The following is a 17,609-nucleotide window of genomic DNA, read 5'->3' as shown; positions in this document are numbered from 1 at the left end:
GGAGGAGGGTTTTTAATGAGTAACTCATATAATAAATGCCATTCTTAAGGAAATTTATGCAGCTTTGCCTTTTAGCCTTTGTATTTATCTAGAAAGCTGTAAACGAGTTTGGTAGGAGAACACCATGGAGAGTTCAGCTATGTTAAGCAACCCAGCGACAGATGTCATATTGCATGCCTTTGACTGGTGCTACGCTGACGTAATGAAGAACGCCCCACTGATCCAAGAGTTGGGTTATAAATCTGTTTTAGTTTCACCAGCAATGAAGTCATTACGTGGTCCTAAAGGCTGCGATCGAGATTCTGGTACTCAATGGTGGCAACGCTATCAGCCGCAAGACTATCGTGTGATTGATAATCAGTTGGGTGACACACAAGATTTTAAAGCGATGGTCGACACGTTAAAGCAACATGGGCTTCGTACCTATGTAGACGTCGTGTTTAACCACATGGCCAACGAATCGGGCATCCGCGGCGATTTAACGTACCCCAACCAGCAAGACATGACGTCTTATCAAAAAGATGCTGACTATTACGAATCGATCCGCTTGTTTGGTGATCTTTCTAAGCCTTTATTTGATGAAAACGACTTCGTGGAAGCGTTTGGTATCAAGAACTGGAAAGACACTTGGGAAGTGCAAAACGGACGTATTACCGGTGGCGCTAGCGATCCTGGCCTGCCAACGCTGTTGGATAACGATAATGTGGTTGCGCAACAGCGAGCGTATCTAAAAGCCTTGAAAGCGATTGGTGTGAAAGGATTTCGCATTGATGCGGCAAAGCACATGACACTAGCACACCTACGTAAGGTGTGGACTGATGACATCTGCGAAGAAATGCACATCTTCGGTGAGATCATTACCGATGGCGGTGCGACAGAAGAAGAGTATGAGCTTTTCCTTGAGCCATACCTTAAACACACTCGTTTAGGGGCGTACGATTTCCCGTTGTTCAACACCATCTTCAAAGCATTTGAAGAGCAGGGCAGCTTTAAGTCTTTGATTAACCCTTACTGTTTTGGTCAAGCTCTGTCGAACATGCGAGCTATCACGTTTGCAGTAACTCATGATATTCCAAACAACGAGGTGTTTTTGGAGCATGTGATGGAGGAAGTGGACGAGCGATTGGCTCATGCTTTCATTCTTGGTCGAGATGGCGGTGTGCCACTGGTTTACAGTGAATTAAGCACCAGTGGTATTTTAGATGAGAATGGTCAGCCTCGTTGGCTTAACGATTGGCAAGCACCTTACATGAAAAACATGATTCAATTTCATAACCATGTTCATGGCGAAGCGATGCGTGTGGTTGAAGCGAATGATGATTTGCTGGTGTTTGTTCGTGGTGATAAAGGCATTGTGGTGATCAACAAGTCGAAACGAAGCAAAACAGCCTCATTAAATTGGACTGGTGCAGTGACCGATTTATTGTCTGGAAAAGTGTTCGACTGTGTTGGTAAGGACTTAACAATTAAGGTTGAACCCAACCAGTGCATGATGTTGACGACGAACGAATTGAAGCCTGTCATGAGTTAACTCGGATAGGCTAGAAAGAGAAGCCCCGCTTACTGGTAATTAGTAAGCGGGGCTTTTTATTTGAAGCTGTTTATTAGTTACTAAACAGAGTGCTAGTTTAACGGTAAGACGGTTAAACCGTAAACTTGTTCAATAGCTCGTCTTGTTGGCGAACATTGTCCGTTTGAACCTGCATTGCTGTGTTCGCTTCTTGAGCCGCGTTTGACACTTGTGTTGAAAGGTCTTTGATCTTAACTGTGTTGTTATTGATCTCTTCCGCTACCAAGCTCTGCTCTTCTGCTGCTGAAGCAATCTGAATGTTCATATCTGAGATGCGTTGAATCGCGTCTCGGATGCGGTCAAGTGAAGAGTTGGCTTGCTGAGCGCGTTCAACGGCGTCAGTTGCGGTATCTTTACTTTGATTCATCGCGTTCGATACCGAACTTGCACCTGCTTGGAGCTGCTCAATCATGTTGCGGATTTCAGTGGTCGATTCTTGAGTACGCTGCGCCAGTGTACGAACTTCATCGGCTACGACTGCGAAACCACGGCCTGATTCACCAGCACGAGCCGCTTCTATCGCTGCGTTCAATGCCAGTAGGTTGGTTTGGTCTGCAATATCATTGATTACCTTGAGAATCGTTTCGATGTTTGCTGTTGCTGATTCAAGTACTTGTACTTCAGCAACGGCTTGGTCGATGCGCTCAGATAGGTTATCAATCGCTTGAGTGGTGTCACTAACTACAGAAGTGCCGTCTAGCGTTGCTTCGTCAGCTTCACGAGCCGCCGCCGCCGCACCTTGAGCATTATTGGCGACTTCTGTTGCCGTAACCGCCATCTCGTTCATTGCGGTTGCTAGCTGTTCAAGCTCTTGTAGTTGCGTATTCATCGCGTTTGCTGATTCGCCTGCACCTTTAACGGTGATTTCAGTGCCACGCTTAATCTCAACACCAATCGCTTTCGATTGAATGATTTGATTTTGCAGGTTTTCAGTAAAGGTGTTGAAGCCTTTCGCCAGGTCAGAGAACTCTTGGTCGGTATTGGTATCTAGGCGCTTAGTTAGGTCGCCTTGTCCGCTCGCGACATCTTGAATTGCTTGGTTAAGCGCATCAAGTGGACGCATTAATACACGAATCAGAACAGTCAGGGCGATGATGCTAAGAATAACGGCAATCAATGAATAGATCATTGAGCTGTTTTTCAAGTCTTCAACGGTTTGGTAAGCGATCTCTTCGTCAAGGATGGCACCTATGTACCAATCTTCACTCGGAATGTGCGTGAAATTAACCAAGAACATTTTACCATCGACTTCAATTTCCTGAGAGCCTTCACGAATAGTCGCTTGAGGCATGTAGCTTGAAAGCGATTCACCGTTGTTTTTCGCATTCGGGTGAGCAATCGTGGTGCCGTCAGCAGTGACTAGGAATAGGTAACCCGCGTCAAACAAGTTTACTTGGTTGACTAAGGTCGCAAGGTTGGTCAGTTCTAGGTCGTAGAACATACCTGCAGTAAAGCGGCCGTTGTCTTTAACTGGCGTACCTACTGAGATGATGACTTTTTTGCTTGATGCATCCACGTAAGGAGCGGTCACGACTAAACTGTTTTTGGATTTAGCATCAATGTACCAAGGACGGATTCGCGGGTCGTAATCTGGACCTGCATCCCAACCATCGTCATTCTCAATAACGAAACCGTTTGCTTCATAACCAAAACCAACCGCTAGGAAGCTGTTTTTAAGCTTTGGCTTTTCTAAGATTTCTTTAACGTAAGCGCGATCTTCAGGGTTGATCTCGATGACTTCAGTCGTCGATTGAGCCAAGGCTTTCTTGGCGTTCATCTCTGATTCGACGGTGTTTTTAACGCCGGAGACCATCTCTTTTAGGCTCGCATTGACGTGGTTTTCTACAGCGCTTCTTACGGTGTAAAGTTGTTGTATTGAAAGCAATGATACTGTCACTAGCAGCAAGGCTGATGATGCAGCAACCACCTTATGGCTAAATTTCATTGAGTTTTCCCCTTCTTACAGGCTTTGCGAAGACTAAAGTTAATTGTGTTTTTGTAATTATATATATCGACTAGATTGAATTTTACTTGAATGTAATTTCACAAAATAGACTACAAAAATACAACAACCTAAACAATACAAAATTCACTAAATCACATATTGGTTACTTTTAGTATTTGGTTCAATGGGTTGAAGAATTGATCTGTCTGGAGGTGGAAGAAATTAATAATGTATTAATTTTGTGTTTATGTATGTAGTTCTCGATTTAAAAGAGGCCGGGGTAAAATTGATATGAAATCGAGTGATATGCCAGCTTTATATATTTCTGAGGTTTTGAGTTGACGTGTGAATGTATTCCGTACAAAAAAAAGCCCCACAAAAGTGAGGCTTATAATTCTTTCTGCTTATTTACTTATATAAGTAGCATCTAATTTAGAATATTAGGTGAGCTACACCAGCGATAACTGGAAGCGTAATTAACGTACGCAGAATAAAGATAATAAACAGTTCCAAGATGTTCACTGGGATCTTACTGCCTAGAAGTAGAGCGCCTACTTCGGACATGTAGATTAGTTGAGTTACCGACATTGCTGCAATAACAAAGCGAGTCATCTCGTTGTCAATAGAAGCTGCAAGGATAGCTGGGATAAACATATCCGCAAAACCAACAACAATAGTCTCCGATGCAGCAACGGCTTCAGGTACACCAAGTAACTCTAGGAATGGAATGAAAGGCTGGCCTAGGAACGAGAATACAGAAGTGTATTCCGCAATCACCAACGCCATGGTACCTAGACCCATAACCACAGGCAGTACACCAAAGACCATATCTACAGCATTGCGAACGCCTTCGCCAAATACAGATTTAGCCGACTTCACTTGTGATGCTTTGTTTACCGCTAGCTCAAGACCCCAAGAGAATGTTGAGTGACCCGCTGGGATTGCATCAGCGTCTTTGTGCGGCTTGCTACCGTCAATGAAGGTGTCTTTCTTCATGCTTAGTGGTGGAAGACGAGGGATGATTACCGCTGCAACAATACCCGCCAGGCAGATTGCTGCGTAGAAAGGTAGGAACAAGTGCTCTAACTCTACTTGTGCAATTACCACAAGGCTAAATGTAATCGATACTGCCGAGAAAGTCGTACCAACAACTGCAGCTTCACGCTGAGTGTAGAACTTCTTCTCGTACTGTTTGCTGGTAAGAAGGATACCAACGCTGCCATCACCTAACCAAGAAGCCATACAGTCGATAGCACTACGACCTGGTAGGTTGAAGATAGGGCGCATGATTTTACTTAATAGGGTGCCAAACAGCTCTAACAAACCGAAGTTAAGCAGCAGTGGCAGTAGTAAGCCAGCAAAAATAAATACTGAAAATAGAGTCGGTAGTAGCCCTTCTAAAACTAAGCCACCAGTGTTCTCTTCCCAAATAAATTCAGGACCGACTTGGAAGAAAGCCATGAACGCGGCTGCACCGCCAATTAAACGAACTAACAACCATAGTGGAGACGGGTTGAAAAGACCGTTTAAGAATGAATTCGATGTAATGAATGCAGGCTTGAAAATGGTGCTTAAAACGGAAGCTAAAGACATGAAGGCAACGATTGCAGTGATAATAGCAACTAGAGACTCACCGAAAACCGCTTGAATTGATTTGGCTAGAATAGCGACAGGGATCGTTAGATCACCTTGGTAGCTGATTGGTGCCATGAAAAGGAATAAACCAATCAGAGATGGGATTAAGAAAACCCAGAAACTGCCTTTAGATTTCTCTGGTTGAGCAGTATTCGTGTTGTTAGACATGTTAATTGTTCTCGTATTTCTACATGTAAAAAAGCCACATCCTTGGCGTTTTTATTCTCTAAACATCCGTATTTTCTCACTGGCTGCAAGATTACCCAGTATTGATAGCGCTTGCAATACTATTCATCAAATATCGTTAACTATTCACACTGGTTATTCTGCAACTCATTAAGAGTTTAGAATAAAGTGTTGCGAATGTTACGTAGTTTGAGGATATATTGCCAGATATTTATAAATTGATTGGAGTTTCAGTTCGATAAGTCAGGTAGAACCAGTAGCTAAGTGCGATAATGAAGGCGAAAGAGGCAGGGAAGGCCAGTGCCAAAATTTCGAAGCGTTGGAACAGACAAGCGCCACTTAAGCCGCCAAATAGGAAGCCAACGACAATGAACATCAGCAGTTTGGCCTTACGGCGGTCAAAAGGCATTCCTTTTAAGCGAGCGCCAATCATGATCCCAAGATCGGTAATGATCCCACTCATGTGTGTTGTTCGAATGATCGCCCCGCTGTAAGTGGTGATCATCGCGTTCTGCAGACCACACGCGGCTGAAGCGAAATACTGGCCTGAAGTGTAGCCTTGCAACAGTGCCCACAGCGCCAAGAACAGTAATCCACCCTCTATACATAAAGCAACACCGTAACGGCGGCCTAGCTTCAGGGCTTGGTTTTCAATAAAGAACCCACTGAAAGCTGCACCTAACATAAAGCTCATGATCACCAATAGGAGATGAATAGAAGCCGAAGTCGGTGTGAGCAAGCTACTGCCTAGTAAAGACATGGTGCCCGAGATGTGGGAAATGGCTTGATGCTGGAAACCAAGTAACCCAATAGCATTTACGCTACCAGCAAGGCCTGCTAACAGTAAGGCGCCGTATTCAACCCAGCGAGGTAGCTTAGAAATCATGTGGTTCACCCTGGGTTAGAAAGAGGAGCAGATTATAACGCTAGCGAAAAGATACGCTAGCGTTGTGGGGCGTTGATATTTGATCTTAGGCAACAGTATTGCAGTTTGCTCTAATACTGTTGCTATATAAAGATAACGGTCAATAGCGAACTAGTTGTAATGGCTCATTTGGTGGTCGAACTTAACCCATCCATGTTTGCGTTCTTCATAAACCGAAAAGCTTGGCAGTGGGAAGTCTTGCTCTTTAAATAATCCGAGCGGGACGATATAAAAATCGGCGGCGGCAACCGACTGCAAAAGCATGGTGGTGCCACACTTGGGGCAAAACTGATAGGTGACTTCATTACCTGTATCGCTAATGCGTGAGAAAGAGGTCACTTCACCGCTGAGTGTGATTTGCTCCATTGGAAACCGAGCCTGAACACCGAATACACTTCCGGTGCGTTTCTGACACTCATAGCAATGACACATAGAGGTGCGTTGAGGTTCGCCTCGGCATACTAGGTTGACTGCTCCACAGCGGCATTCGCAACTTCTGATATTTCTATCTTTAATATGATTGATATCCATCCATGCTCCACTTCTGGTTAACCCTGTATTGATAATTATACTAAAGCCCTTTATGGTCTGCACAACTGGATGAAAACAAAAGAATATAATTGCTCATGAAAAAGAAAATCTTACCTATTCCTCTGATTCTACTGATTCCAATTGTCATGTTGTTTGTGGTGATAGTAGCGGGTATTTATCGCTTTAGCTTAAGTGATGAAGAGATCTTGGCGAAGTTTCCTTCTTCTCAAGTGAGTTATGACCCAGTTGTAGAAAACGTTTTTGATTTGAAGACGACCAACCCATGGACAATTAAAGTTCCAGAAACTAACGCCTACGCTTTTATCAATGAAGTCGATGAACCTAGAGCAATCGCGTTTGGACGCTATGACTCAGGGGTTGAGCGCGGTGTGATAACGGTAGACACCAATAACCTTTCAGCTGTCACGCTGGGCAAAGCGAGTTTCTTTGTCGCGCCGATGTGGATATCTAACCAAGGCAGTGGTGTATTCTATTACCTTGGTTTGTTTAAACATGATCAGCAACGAAGCCGTGTCGTGTTAGTTGACCAGCTTTTCTTAGGCGATCGCGTGCAAATTCAGACTTTGGATGTCACTCAGCAGCCACATTCGCAATCACAGAAAAAACTCACAGGGGAAGGTTTTATCGGCTTTACTCAGCATTCTGAGGAACAATCCTTTGCAGAAGCCCCTTCTGAAAAGGTGTTGATGAGCTTTTCTTTTGATACGCAATCAATTGGTAAGCAATAGCGTTTTCGTTTGTGCAAGGATTTGTTGTTTATGTGAGCCAAATTACATATTATCTTAATAAGATGAATGAAATTTAGACACTTTTTTATGCTTGTGTCTGCTTACTTTTACAAATGGAGCTTGCGAATGATTAATAAACGTTTTTTTAAGACGAAAGATGAAGTGGAAGTGACCTTCGAGCTAGAAGCTCAAGAAGCGAACTCTGTATCGATTGTTGCTGACTTCCTTGACTGGAAAGCTACCCCAATGAAAAAACTGGCGAAAGGGAAGGTTTACAAGTTTAAAACTCGTCTACCTAAAGATGGCGAGTTTCAATTCCGCTACCTAGTTGACGATCAACAATGGGTAAACGATTCGAATGCCGACCGTTATATACCAAATGAATTTGGTGAAGACAACTGCCTAGTGTCGACGGTTAACGCTTAACCACTTTATAATAATTAGCAACTAATTCGCTTCGTGTATTAATTAGTCGAAACGGAATAACGCCAACCTATCGAAAGCAGAAATTAGCCGTTTCTGCTTTTTTATTTTCAAATTTAGCGGTTAATTTTATTTCTCGTTAAATGGTACTACATCTACGGCAACTCAATGACTTAAGTTGTATTGGGCAGATTCACATCATATTATGACAATGCATTGATGATTTATGCGTTTGAAAAGCATATCCTATGCCTTTATATCGTAGAAAGACCTGTTTACCGTGTATTCAAAAATATTTTCCTCTCCGTTTGCCGAGCTTTCACCTGTAAAAAAAGTAGCAATTTTAGGACTGCCGCTTATTGCAGCGATTGGAGTTGCTCTGCAATCTTCACAATCAAATTTGACGAAAACGATCGAGCTTGATCTACCAGACTCAACCGTTATTGAGTCAATTCTGTCACCTTCTTCTGTTACCGTTATTGAGCCGCCGACATTTGAGTATCAAATTCAATCTGGTGATAACTTGAGTAGCATCTTCACGCAACTTGGATTTTCTTATAAATCGATGATGAGCGTGATGGAAACCGATTTGAACTTCCTTGCTTTAGATACGCTTCGTCCGGGTAATACATTACGCTTTTGGCGTGATGAAGCGACCAGCGACCTTTCTAAAATGGAACTTCAATTTAGCGTCGCGGACAAAGTGGTTTATCGACTGCTTGATGACGGCAGCTACGAATTCGAAGACATCTCTATTCCGGGTGAATGGAAGCAAAAGCCTTTAGTCGGTGATATTCAAGGCAGTTTTTCGATGTCAGCGAACAAGGTTGGTCTCAACAGTCTTGAGATTGACCATATTGTGACGCTTCTTAAAGACAAGTTGAACTTTAGCCGAGATCTGCGCGCTGGCGATCAGTTTGAAGTGCTTCAAAAAGCTCAATATGTTGATGGTGTTGCAACCGGCAAACGTGAAATTGAAGCGATTAAAATCATGAATCGTAACCGCGTTGTTTCTGCGTACTTACATACTGATGGGCAATATTACGATGCCAATGGCGATAGCTTACAACGTGCTTTCCAACGTTACCCAGTGAGCAGTGGTTGGCGTCAAAGTTCTCAGTTTAATCCTAAGCGATTACACCCTGTGACAGGCCGAATTTCACCGCACAACGGTACAGATTTCGCGACGCCAGTTGGTACGCCGGTTCAAGCAACGGGTGATGGTAAAGTAATTATGACGCGTAAGCACCCATATGCTGGTAACTACGTGGTAATTCAGCATGGCAGCACATACAAAACACGTTACTTACATTTGAGTAAAATCCTCGTACGTAAAGGGCAAACGGTATCTCGTGGGCAGCGTATTGGTTTGTCTGGTAAAACTGGCCGAGTGACAGGCGCGCATTTGCACTATGAGCTGATTGAACGTGGTCGTCCTGTCAATGCAATGACAGCAAATATCCCGATGGCAGATTCTGTGCCTAAAAAGGAAAAAGCGACGTTTGTAGCTGCAAGAGATGAAGCTGACAAGCTGTTAAAGGTCGCTTTAGAAGCCCAACCTAATAACAGCTAGTTAAGCTCTTTGAGATAACCCTGAATAAGGCTGTTATTTATCAAGCAGCTAATTAAAACCGCGAGAGCATCACTCGGAGTAGAGTCATGTTCTCGCGGTTTTTTGATCCTAGTTCAATTAAAGGGGAGCGCTTTAAGTCAAAGCCTCCGAATGAGTAACATAACTGACGATAGCTTCAGGTCGCATTGGTGGCGAGTAGAGGTATCCTTGGATCTTGTCACATCCCATTGCGTGCAGCTTTTCTAATTGCTCACGCTTCTCTACGCCTTCCGCAACCAATGACACATCGAGCCTATGAGCAAGCTGGATAATCAGCCAAACAACGCTCTCTGAGGTTGAGTTGGTTAACAAATTACGGATAAAGGTGGCATCAATTTTAATGCAATCTATAGGGTAGCTGTGAATGTAATTCAAACTGGAGTAACCCGTACCGAAATCATCGAGCGCAATGGTGAAGCCTTGTCCTCTAAGGAAGTTAAGTGCCGATTTTGTCTCTTGGGTTGGAGATAACAGGACCGTTTCGGTTAACTCAATAACAAACTCATCAGCTTTAAAGTGATGTTGTTCAATGGTTCGAGTCAGATAGGAAATATAGCGCTTAGAGTCGGTAAGCTCATGAGCAGAACAGTTTATCCCAAGCTTAACCTTGTAACCTAAGCCTTGTTCTAATGCGGTTTTCGCGCGGCACACTAATTCAATAATACGCTCACCAAGCTCGACAATTAGCCCAGACTCTTCAGCCACTTGAATGAACTCTACTGGCGATATGTCACCGTGTCTGGCGGTCTTCCAGCGAGTCAGTACCTCGAAATATTCCCATTGCGTCTCGCCTTGGCCCACAATGGGTTGCACAACTACGTACATTCCATTGCTATCGGGGATATAGCTTTGTGAAATCGGATTTTCCAGTTCACTTCGCAGCGCAGCGACTAGCTCGGTTTTTCTTTGGTAGCGAACTCTTAAGTGAGTGTCATAACATTGGATATGGGTATCTTGGCTGTGTTTGCACTCTTTAAGCGCCAAACTGGTGTTGAAAATGATTTGCTCAACGTCCTTGTTATCCCCATCTGAGCGGGCAATGCCGATACTAACGTCGAAATCGATTTTGATATCAACGTTACTATAACCTTGCTTTATCTTGTCCAGTATTTGCTCGCAAACGGCTATCGGGTCTGAATGATAGGTAATGAAAGCGAACTCATTGCCAGCAGTCCGGAAAGTCAGGTTGCTTTCAGGCAAGGTTCGACGCAAAGTCTCTGCTACATATTGGAGAACCTTATCGCCAATATAGTTGCCGTGCATGTCATTGATGGCCTTGAAGCTATTGATGTCGAGCAGAGCGAGTGAGAATGGAGTGACGCTCTGTTGAGTGATCGACTCTAGGGTATCCGATAAACAGCTTCGGTTTAGTAACCCCGTTAAACTGTCGTGTGACACTTCGTAACTGAGTTGATTCACCAGTTGCTCAGAACGGTCGTTGAACCACATTTCACGCAAGGTGTGGATGATGATATCGGCGAATAATTGGTGGTGTTTTATCACGGCTTGTTGTTGGTCTGGACTAAGAGGCGAGCTAAACGTAGAGAACAACACGCCCATCACTTCACCACTTTGGGTACGAGTAGGAATAGCGATCGAGTTCTGCGAGGTTACTTCCTGCCTAAATGCTGATGTCGGTAATGACTGGACGACGTACTGAGCGAAAGAGCAATCTGGGTGTCTTTGATTAACCGCTTGCTGGTAGATATGCCCATGACGAGCATTGATTTTGTCGTGCAGTACATGGTCCGAATGAGCAATTACCAGAGGAACAACTTGGTCTGGAAAGTATTTTTTCTCAATGATACTGGTGTATTGAGTACCAAAGGCTTGGTGCAAAGTAAGTACAGCCGACTCTAAAAGGTCGATACCTTCCAACTTCAGTAAACGTCCGATGCGCTCAGTGTCTATCATGCTGTTGTGCGTATGTTGAGTCATAGTCACCATCCCTAGTTAACCAGATTCAGTGTATAAGCCGTATGTGTATGCTCTTGTTTGTACGATCTTGTAACTGCGCAGTATTAAGTTTTACTATCAATATGCGTCTAGTTTATTATTGGTCGTGTTGTATAACTTTTCAAATTAAAATGTGACTTATTTCACAGAGCCTGAGTGCTGCGCTCTTTGTCCAATCTATCTTTCAAATGGTCCAAAAACAGCTTGGTTCGTGTATGTGAGTAGTCAAGCTTAGGGTAGTACGCGTAAACCATCACTTCGTCGGCTGTTATATTTGGTAATACTGGAACCAGTGTCCCTTGTTTAAGATCCTCTTTGATCATTGCTTTGATGGTTAACAGTACGCCCATTCCTCGCTTCGCGGCATGAAACAAAGCCTCAGGGTTGGTGGTCGCAAAGTTACCGTTCAAAGTGATGCGTTGTCCTTTAGTTAGTGTGACTTCACGGGTTGGACGCTCTCCCCAGATCAAGGAGTTGTGTTGTTCTAAGTCCTGTTCGCTTGTGGGGTAACCATGTTTGGCCAGATAACTCGGCGCAGCATAGAAACTGGCCTTGTGTTCAAACAGCGGTGTCTTCTTGAAGCTTAACGAGTTGAGTTGTTCCAGTTCACGACTGATCACCAGATCTAAGCCCAGTTCTGGTAATTGTCCTGGAGTGGTCGTGATCAGCTGCACCTTAATGTCTGGATACTTTTCTAAGAAGTCGTCCATGTATTGCACGAGAAACTTAGAGCCAACCGCAATTGTCGCACCTATCTTTAATAAGCCTGCAGGGGTTTGGTTAACCGAGCGAGTCTCATCAATAATGGACTGCCAATTGTCGAGCTGATCTTTGGCTCTCAGGTAAAAGAGCGCACCGGCTTCGGTTTGGCTAATTGAGCGTGTGGTGCGCTTTAAAAGTTGAGTGCCAATGCGCTCTTCCAACCAGTTTACTCTTTTGCTGATCGCTGAGCTGGTGGTATTGAGTTTACGTGCAGCGCCATTGAAACTGCCTTCTTCTACAACTCTAACGTAGCTTTTTACGTTGAGAATCCAATCCATATTATTTCCTGTTAGGACTTAATTAAATTCCAATTTGGTTAATTATCAATTACTGGTTTTGAATATAGACTTATATCATGAACAAATATCAAACGAATAGGGAATTTTTTGAACCAATCGACCTTTAAAAAAACGCCATTACTGTTAGCGATGATGATCATTGCGACGGGACAAGTGGGTGTAAGCATCTACTTGCCATCACTGCCGCTCATTGCTGCTGACTTAAGTGTCACTCAAGTTGATGTGCAGCTTCTTGTAACGCTATTTTTAGTAGGCTTTGGTTTATCTCAGCTATTTTACGGACCGATGTCCGATGCAGTGGGAAGAAGACCTATTTTCTTGTTAGGTCAGGGTGTTTATTTGATTGGTACTGTTGTTTGTGTCGTGTTTTCTGACAGCATGCTGGCACTAGAGGTTGGCCGTTTGTTGCAAGGTTTAGGAGCGGGTAGTGCTTCGGTTCTCGGACGAAGTGTGCTCCGCGACAGTTATGATGGCCCTCAACTAACCAAAGCGTTGTCTTATATCTCGATCACCGCTTCGATCATGCCAATCATTGCGCCTGTATTTGGTGGTTGGATTTCATTTCACCTCGGTTGGCAAGCGGTATTCCTGTTTGTTCTGATGTACTTATTGGCGATATTTACGCTAGGTTACTTTGTTCTTCATGAAACTTTGCCATACGGAAAGAGTCGCTTTGATGCCTGCCAAGTGGTGAAGAACTACGGACGTTTGTTGACCAATCGCCAAGTGTTAACCAGCGCCAGTTACAACTGGATGAGCTATATGGCGAGTTTGGTTTCGTTGTCGTTGTTTCCATTCTTAATGCAAGAGCAATTGGGGCTGACCGCCGCTGAATATGGCTCATTGATGATTGTTCCTTCGGCGGGCTTACTGATAGGTAGCGTCGCTTTAAACATGCTCAATCGTAGGTTTAGTACGTCCCAACTGATGAGCCTAGCTATTTTGATTATCTTGGCGTCGGGAACTTGGCTTCTTACTCATGAATTATCCATTTTTAACTTAGTTTGGGCGTTTACTTGGTTGGCGATAGCACAAGGGATTTCGTTCCCTCTATCGATCAGCATGTTATTAGAGCCTCATAAGAAGCAAGCGGGCGCCGTCTCTGCGTTGTCAGGCTCAATTCAGATGTGTTTGGCGGGTTTACTCGGTGGGTATTTAGTAGAGAGTTGGGTGACGACTCATCTACAGTTAGGCGCGTTCTACCTCATTATTGGTGCAGCTATGGGGGGAGTGCTTTGGTCTTCAACCAAAATGAACAAAAAAGGCGATACTGTTGAAATGGAATATAGCTAAATGCCAAATTCACTATCGTCTAACGCACCATCGTTAATACGTTGTATTTGTGCTGATGGTTTTCTACAATGCTTCGGTCCATTGAATAGGTAAAAACAAAATGCAGCAAAATGAATTTGAAGTACTGGTAAAAGCTATCTGCGCGCTAGATGGCCTGCCTCAAGCGCTTGAGCTATTGAAATCCAATGAGGATACAGAAGTCGCAGAGGCTGCTGCATCACTGACTGGTCAATTTGCACTAGCTGAAGTGGAAGGCGAAAAGCGTATTTACCACGTGACGCTTCAAGAAAATGAACAAGGCGAAGAGCAAGAGTACATCGAACATGTCATGAATGAAGGCGATGACTTAATCAAATTTGCAGCTTGGTTCTTTGAAACGATGTTTGAATTGAAGCAAAAAGACACATACCAAATTGCCGGTAAAACTTACAGACAGCCAAAGCGCAGCTAGGTTTCTCAGTAAAGTATTTTAGAAAGCAGCTCTCTTGAGCTGCTTTTTTTATGACTGTCTAGACCAATGTTTTGGATTGTTCATAGGGATAGAGCATTAAGGCCAAACCGGGCTTCACGTTAACTCATTGATATACTGATATAATCCCGGTCTGCGCAAAGACAAAAACAGGCTTATTGCAACTTCATTGATTAAGTTGCAATAAAATGTGATTTGGATCTTGTTTTTGAGCGTTTTAAGTGTAAAATCCGCGCTAAAGAAAGTTGATTAAGTGCGGAGATAAGCATGAATTACGAACTAGGCCACGCATACTTGGGTCAAATGGCAGCAAAAAACATGATGCACGAAGCAATGTACGGCAAGTCAAAGCCTAAAAAAGCATCATTTATCAAGCGAATGATGAAGAAAATGGCTAAATAAGCATTTTCAGAAACGGAATTTTAAAAGGCCTTAAACTCGATGAAGTTTAAGGCCTTTTTCGTTTTAGCGATTGGTGAAAGGTATCGCTTTGTTTTGTTGTGGATGGACACAAAAAACACAAATTACGCTTCTGACTAATGGCTATTAATTAATTCAGCCTGCAGATTGATTGGACAGGTCGACCACATTATTAGGAATGCTATCTAAGCCATTCTCTTTCATCCATGCTTCCAAGTTATCAGCCCCGCCGATGTACTTACCATCAAGCCAGATTTGAGGAACGGTGACCGGTGTTTTCTCACCGATGTGCGCTTTTACCTCTGGAATCATGCGATACAAAGCTGCGCTGTCTTTTACGACATCGTGGTATTGGTATTCGACACCCGCTTCATCAAGCATTTTCTTCGCCTTAACGCAGAATGGGCAGGTTGCTTTACCATAAACAATATTGCCTTTTAGGCTGTCTCTTTTGGTCCACTCTTTAATGACCGATTGAATCAGAACACCGCGATTTAGAGCTTCGCCTTGGCTTACTACCTTGCCTTCAACAACAAGGATCGGAGCATGCCAAGAACCCAGCTTTAAAGGTTCCCACCAGTGAGATAACCAATCTTTCACTTCTAGTTCGACATCAACGTCAGCCAATTCATTCTCAAAAGTGTCCTTAAGAATGTCTTTGGTAAGGGTACATTCTCCACATGGGATATTTACTTTAAATGGACCCCAGCTGCCTGCCCAACGGTATAGTGTAATCTTGACTGGTTTCTTCATGGTCACGACCTCGCTTAAAATTCTCTTATCAATATAGAACGGATAGTCGAACTATTTATTTCATCGACTTTAAACTTTCTTAACTTTCGCCGTTTTTTTTGTTTCCCAATGGGTAATGAATGCAACTGACGCAATGATAATCGCAGCCCCTAGCCATAAACGACCTGGTGGAACCCAACTGAAGACCAGCCAACCAGCCAAGACATTTAGAGGTAATTTCGCGTGATCAAACGGTTGAACGAAAGAGGCATCAGCCACCGAGTATGCTTTTACAATAGCCCACTGAGCCAGTGCTGTCATAACACCGATAACGATTAAGATAGCCCAAATAGTGCCGCCACTTGGCATTTGCCAATCAGGAACGGCCAGCAAGATGTTAAATGGCGTAATTAATAGCAGAAGGTAAACCACCATGGTGGAAGGGCTGTCTTGTGAAGAAAGCTTTTTCACCATCAGTGAGTAGCATGCCCAAAAGAACGCTGCACCAACGGGTAACAACGTCGCCCAGCTAAAGTCTTCAGCCCACGGTTCGAGAATGACCATAGCACCTGCGAAGCCTGCTAAGGTTGCACCCCAACGAGCTGCGCCCACTTTCTCTTTTAGGAAAAGACCAGAACCTATGGTTGCAAACAGTGGCGAAGTCATAAGAAGGGCTATGCCTTGCCAAATCGGCACAGGGTAAGCCAGCGCCCAAATCCAAAGTTGGATACCAATAACCGATAGGAAGACACGGAATACGTGTAGCTTGAGATTATCAGTTTTTAGTGCTCGTCGAATTCCCAATGTTTTTAGATAAGGAAGAATAGCGAACAATGCAATTGAATACTGAATGACGGCAACGGTAGTAGAAGTCAGTCCGAAATGAATGCTAGCGATTTGAGTTAGGCTGTTGATCAAAGCAAAGGCTAAACCAGCGGTTAGCATCCAGCTAGCGCCTTGAATCGGATGGTGTTGTGACATGATGCTTCTAATTATTTGATGTGGTTCACCTATGATACGGATTTAGCACAATGAAACCAGAAAAAGCATTGATGAAGTTAGTCAGAATATTTGAATATGAAAAAAGGTTGAGCCATTGCCCAACCTTTTTAGCCTTCATCTAAAGTAAATTTAGATTAGAAGTCGTAGCGTACACCAGCTTGTAGTTGGTCATCTTTATTGTCTAGTTGCTCGAACTTGTAACCAGCATATGTACGAATGTGGCCGTTAAACTTGTATACCGCTTCAATAGCAAAGTTGTTTGCTTCTTCATCAGCCGCTTTATCGAACTCACCGTAGTTATATACGCCAATTAGTGATAGCTGTTTAGTTGCCTTGAAGATAGCTGAAAGCTCGTAGCCTGTGTAGTCTTCATCTGCAACTGAAGCCATTGTGTATAGGCCACCAACAGTAAACGCATCCATGGAGAACTGAGCTACAAGGTTGATTTGATCGTCATCGAAGTTACCATTCTTTTGAGAAACATAACCCGCACCAAGGTCAAATGCACCTAGGTTGTACATAGCAGCGAGGCCAAAACTATCAGCGTCTTTTTCATTTGCTGCGATGTAGTTAGCTTGCACTGTCAACGCGTCAAACTCACCAGAGTAAAGGAAGTTATTCTCACGTTTATCTTTGTTACCATCAACGGCATCAGCGGCATCAGCACCAAATGTAGCCATTGTATCCGTAATGTCAGTCAACATTACCTGTGATGAATCTTGCTTACCGTAAGAGAATTCACCGAAGTTTGTACCAAGGCCAGCATAGAAATAACGGTTAGTAAGTGAGTCCGTTTTCTCTCCATTTACACCTTCAGCCGTATCTCCAGTAAATTCAGCTTCATATTTACCAAAGCCGTATAACTCATCTGAAACTTGAGTTTTACCTGAGATATTTAGACGAGCTCGTGACTTGTCTTTGAAAGAACTGTCTGATGCACTTTCGTTGTTGTCAGAGATGTTGAAGCGAGCTTCCGCACGACCGCCAATCTTAAGCTCAGTGCCGTCAGAGCTGTAAACTGTTGCTGCTAGAGAAGAACCTGAAACTAGTGCTGCTACCACTGCAGAAGCTAGAACTGCCTTTTTCATAATCACTTACCT

Annotated in this window: 16 protein-coding genes; 7 read left to right on the top strand and 9 right to left on the bottom strand. The window is 43.6% G+C overall.

Annotated features, from left to right (window positions below; all coding sequences use genetic code 11):
• Positions 1-124: 124 nt before the first annotated feature.
• Complete coding sequence (locus CWO13_RS01420) at positions 125-1,531, top strand: alpha-amylase family glycosyl hydrolase (protein WP_055319368.1); 1,407 nt, start codon at positions 125-127, stop codon at positions 1,529-1,531.
• A gap of 112 nt (positions 1,532-1,643) precedes the next feature.
• Here the strand turns inward: CWO13_RS01420 and CWO13_RS01415 are convergent, their stop codons facing one another.
• From CWO13_RS01415 to CWO13_RS01400, 4 genes are all read right to left on the bottom strand, one after another.
• A complete protein-coding gene (locus tag CWO13_RS01415) occupies positions 1,644-3,515 on the bottom strand; it encodes a methyl-accepting chemotaxis protein (protein WP_048661110.1) in 1,872 nt (623 codons plus the stop codon).
• Positions 3,516-3,947: 432 nt separating this feature from the next.
• Positions 3,948-5,318 (bottom strand): YjiH family protein, encoded by a 1,371-nt coding sequence (locus CWO13_RS01410; protein WP_107898380.1) that lies wholly within the window; start codon positions 5,316-5,318, stop codon positions 3,948-3,950.
• 229 nt (positions 5,319-5,547) lie between these two features.
• The gene (locus tag CWO13_RS01405) at positions 5,548-6,222 is read right to left on the bottom strand and encodes a YoaK family protein (RefSeq protein ID WP_107898381.1); all 675 of its coding nucleotides are present in this window, start codon (positions 6,220-6,222) and stop codon (positions 5,548-5,550) included.
• Between the two features lie 150 nt (positions 6,223-6,372).
• Positions 6,373-6,855 (bottom strand): GFA family protein, encoded by a 483-nt coding sequence (locus tag CWO13_RS01400; RefSeq protein WP_170960871.1) that lies wholly within the window; start codon positions 6,853-6,855, stop codon positions 6,373-6,375.
• A gap of 32 nt (positions 6,856-6,887) precedes the next feature.
• Here CWO13_RS01400 and CWO13_RS01395 point away from each other — a divergent pair, with 32 nt between their 5' ends.
• From CWO13_RS01395 to CWO13_RS01385, 3 genes are all read left to right on the top strand, one after another.
• On the top strand, positions 6,888-7,541 hold the full coding sequence (locus CWO13_RS01395) for a hypothetical protein (RefSeq protein WP_102480734.1): 654 nt from the start codon (positions 6,888-6,890) through the stop codon (positions 7,539-7,541).
• A 126-nt stretch (positions 7,542-7,667) separates the two neighbouring features.
• Positions 7,668-7,967 (top strand): isoamylase early set domain-containing protein, encoded by a 300-nt coding sequence (locus CWO13_RS01390; RefSeq protein ID WP_017630092.1) that lies wholly within the window; start codon positions 7,668-7,670, stop codon positions 7,965-7,967.
• A gap of 277 nt (positions 7,968-8,244) precedes the next feature.
• Entirely contained in the window at positions 8,245-9,537 is a 1,293-nt protein-coding gene (locus CWO13_RS01385) for a peptidoglycan DD-metalloendopeptidase family protein (protein ID WP_048661114.1), read from the top strand.
• 132 nt (positions 9,538-9,669) lie between these two features.
• On the opposite strand, the gene CWO13_RS01380 is transcribed toward CWO13_RS01385, so the two are convergent.
• The gene (locus CWO13_RS01380; protein WP_102480733.1) at positions 9,670-11,514 is read right to left on the bottom strand and encodes a putative bifunctional diguanylate cyclase/phosphodiesterase; all 1,845 of its coding nucleotides are present in this window, start codon (positions 11,512-11,514) and stop codon (positions 9,670-9,672) included.
• 161 nt (positions 11,515-11,675) lie between these two features.
• On the bottom strand, positions 11,676-12,572 hold the full coding sequence (locus CWO13_RS01375; protein WP_048662361.1) for a LysR family transcriptional regulator: 897 nt from the start codon (positions 12,570-12,572) through the stop codon (positions 11,676-11,678).
• Between the two features lie 108 nt (positions 12,573-12,680).
• Here CWO13_RS01375 and CWO13_RS01370 point away from each other — a divergent pair, with 108 nt between their 5' ends.
• The 3 genes from CWO13_RS01370 to CWO13_RS23595 all read left to right on the top strand — a co-directional run bounded on the left by CWO13_RS01370 (position 12,681) and on the right by CWO13_RS23595 (position 14,757).
• Positions 12,681-13,886, top strand: a complete 1,206-nt coding sequence (locus CWO13_RS01370) for a multidrug effflux MFS transporter (protein ID WP_102480732.1) — start codon at positions 12,681-12,683, stop codon at positions 13,884-13,886.
• 100 nt (positions 13,887-13,986) lie between these two features.
• Entirely contained in the window at positions 13,987-14,337 is a 351-nt protein-coding gene (locus tag CWO13_RS01365) for a hypothetical protein (protein WP_017057980.1), read from the top strand.
• A 285-nt stretch (positions 14,338-14,622) separates the two neighbouring features.
• Positions 14,623-14,757, top strand: a complete 135-nt coding sequence (locus CWO13_RS23595) for a hypothetical protein (RefSeq protein WP_004737777.1) — start codon at positions 14,623-14,625, stop codon at positions 14,755-14,757.
• 153 nt (positions 14,758-14,910) lie between these two features.
• Here the strand turns inward: CWO13_RS23595 and CWO13_RS01360 are convergent, their stop codons facing one another.
• The 3 genes from CWO13_RS01360 to CWO13_RS01350 form a co-directional block, all read right to left on the bottom strand.
• On the bottom strand, positions 14,911-15,528 hold the full coding sequence (locus CWO13_RS01360; protein WP_017062739.1) for a glutaredoxin domain-containing protein: 618 nt from the start codon (positions 15,526-15,528) through the stop codon (positions 14,911-14,913).
• 69 nt (positions 15,529-15,597) lie between these two features.
• Positions 15,598-16,488 (bottom strand): DMT family transporter, encoded by an 891-nt coding sequence (locus CWO13_RS01355; protein ID WP_048661118.1) that lies wholly within the window; start codon positions 16,486-16,488, stop codon positions 15,598-15,600.
• 155 nt (positions 16,489-16,643) lie between these two features.
• Positions 16,644-17,597, bottom strand: coding sequence for a porin (locus CWO13_RS01350; protein ID WP_108082401.1), 954 nt, complete (start codon positions 17,595-17,597; stop codon positions 16,644-16,646).
• Positions 17,598-17,609: the final 12 nt, after the last annotated feature.

Source organism: Vibrio sp. ZF 223 (assembly GCF_003050585.1).
GTDB lineage: Bacteria > Pseudomonadota > Gammaproteobacteria > Enterobacterales > Vibrionaceae > Vibrio > Vibrio crassostreae.
This window is presented reverse-complemented; position numbering and strand designations above follow the sequence as displayed.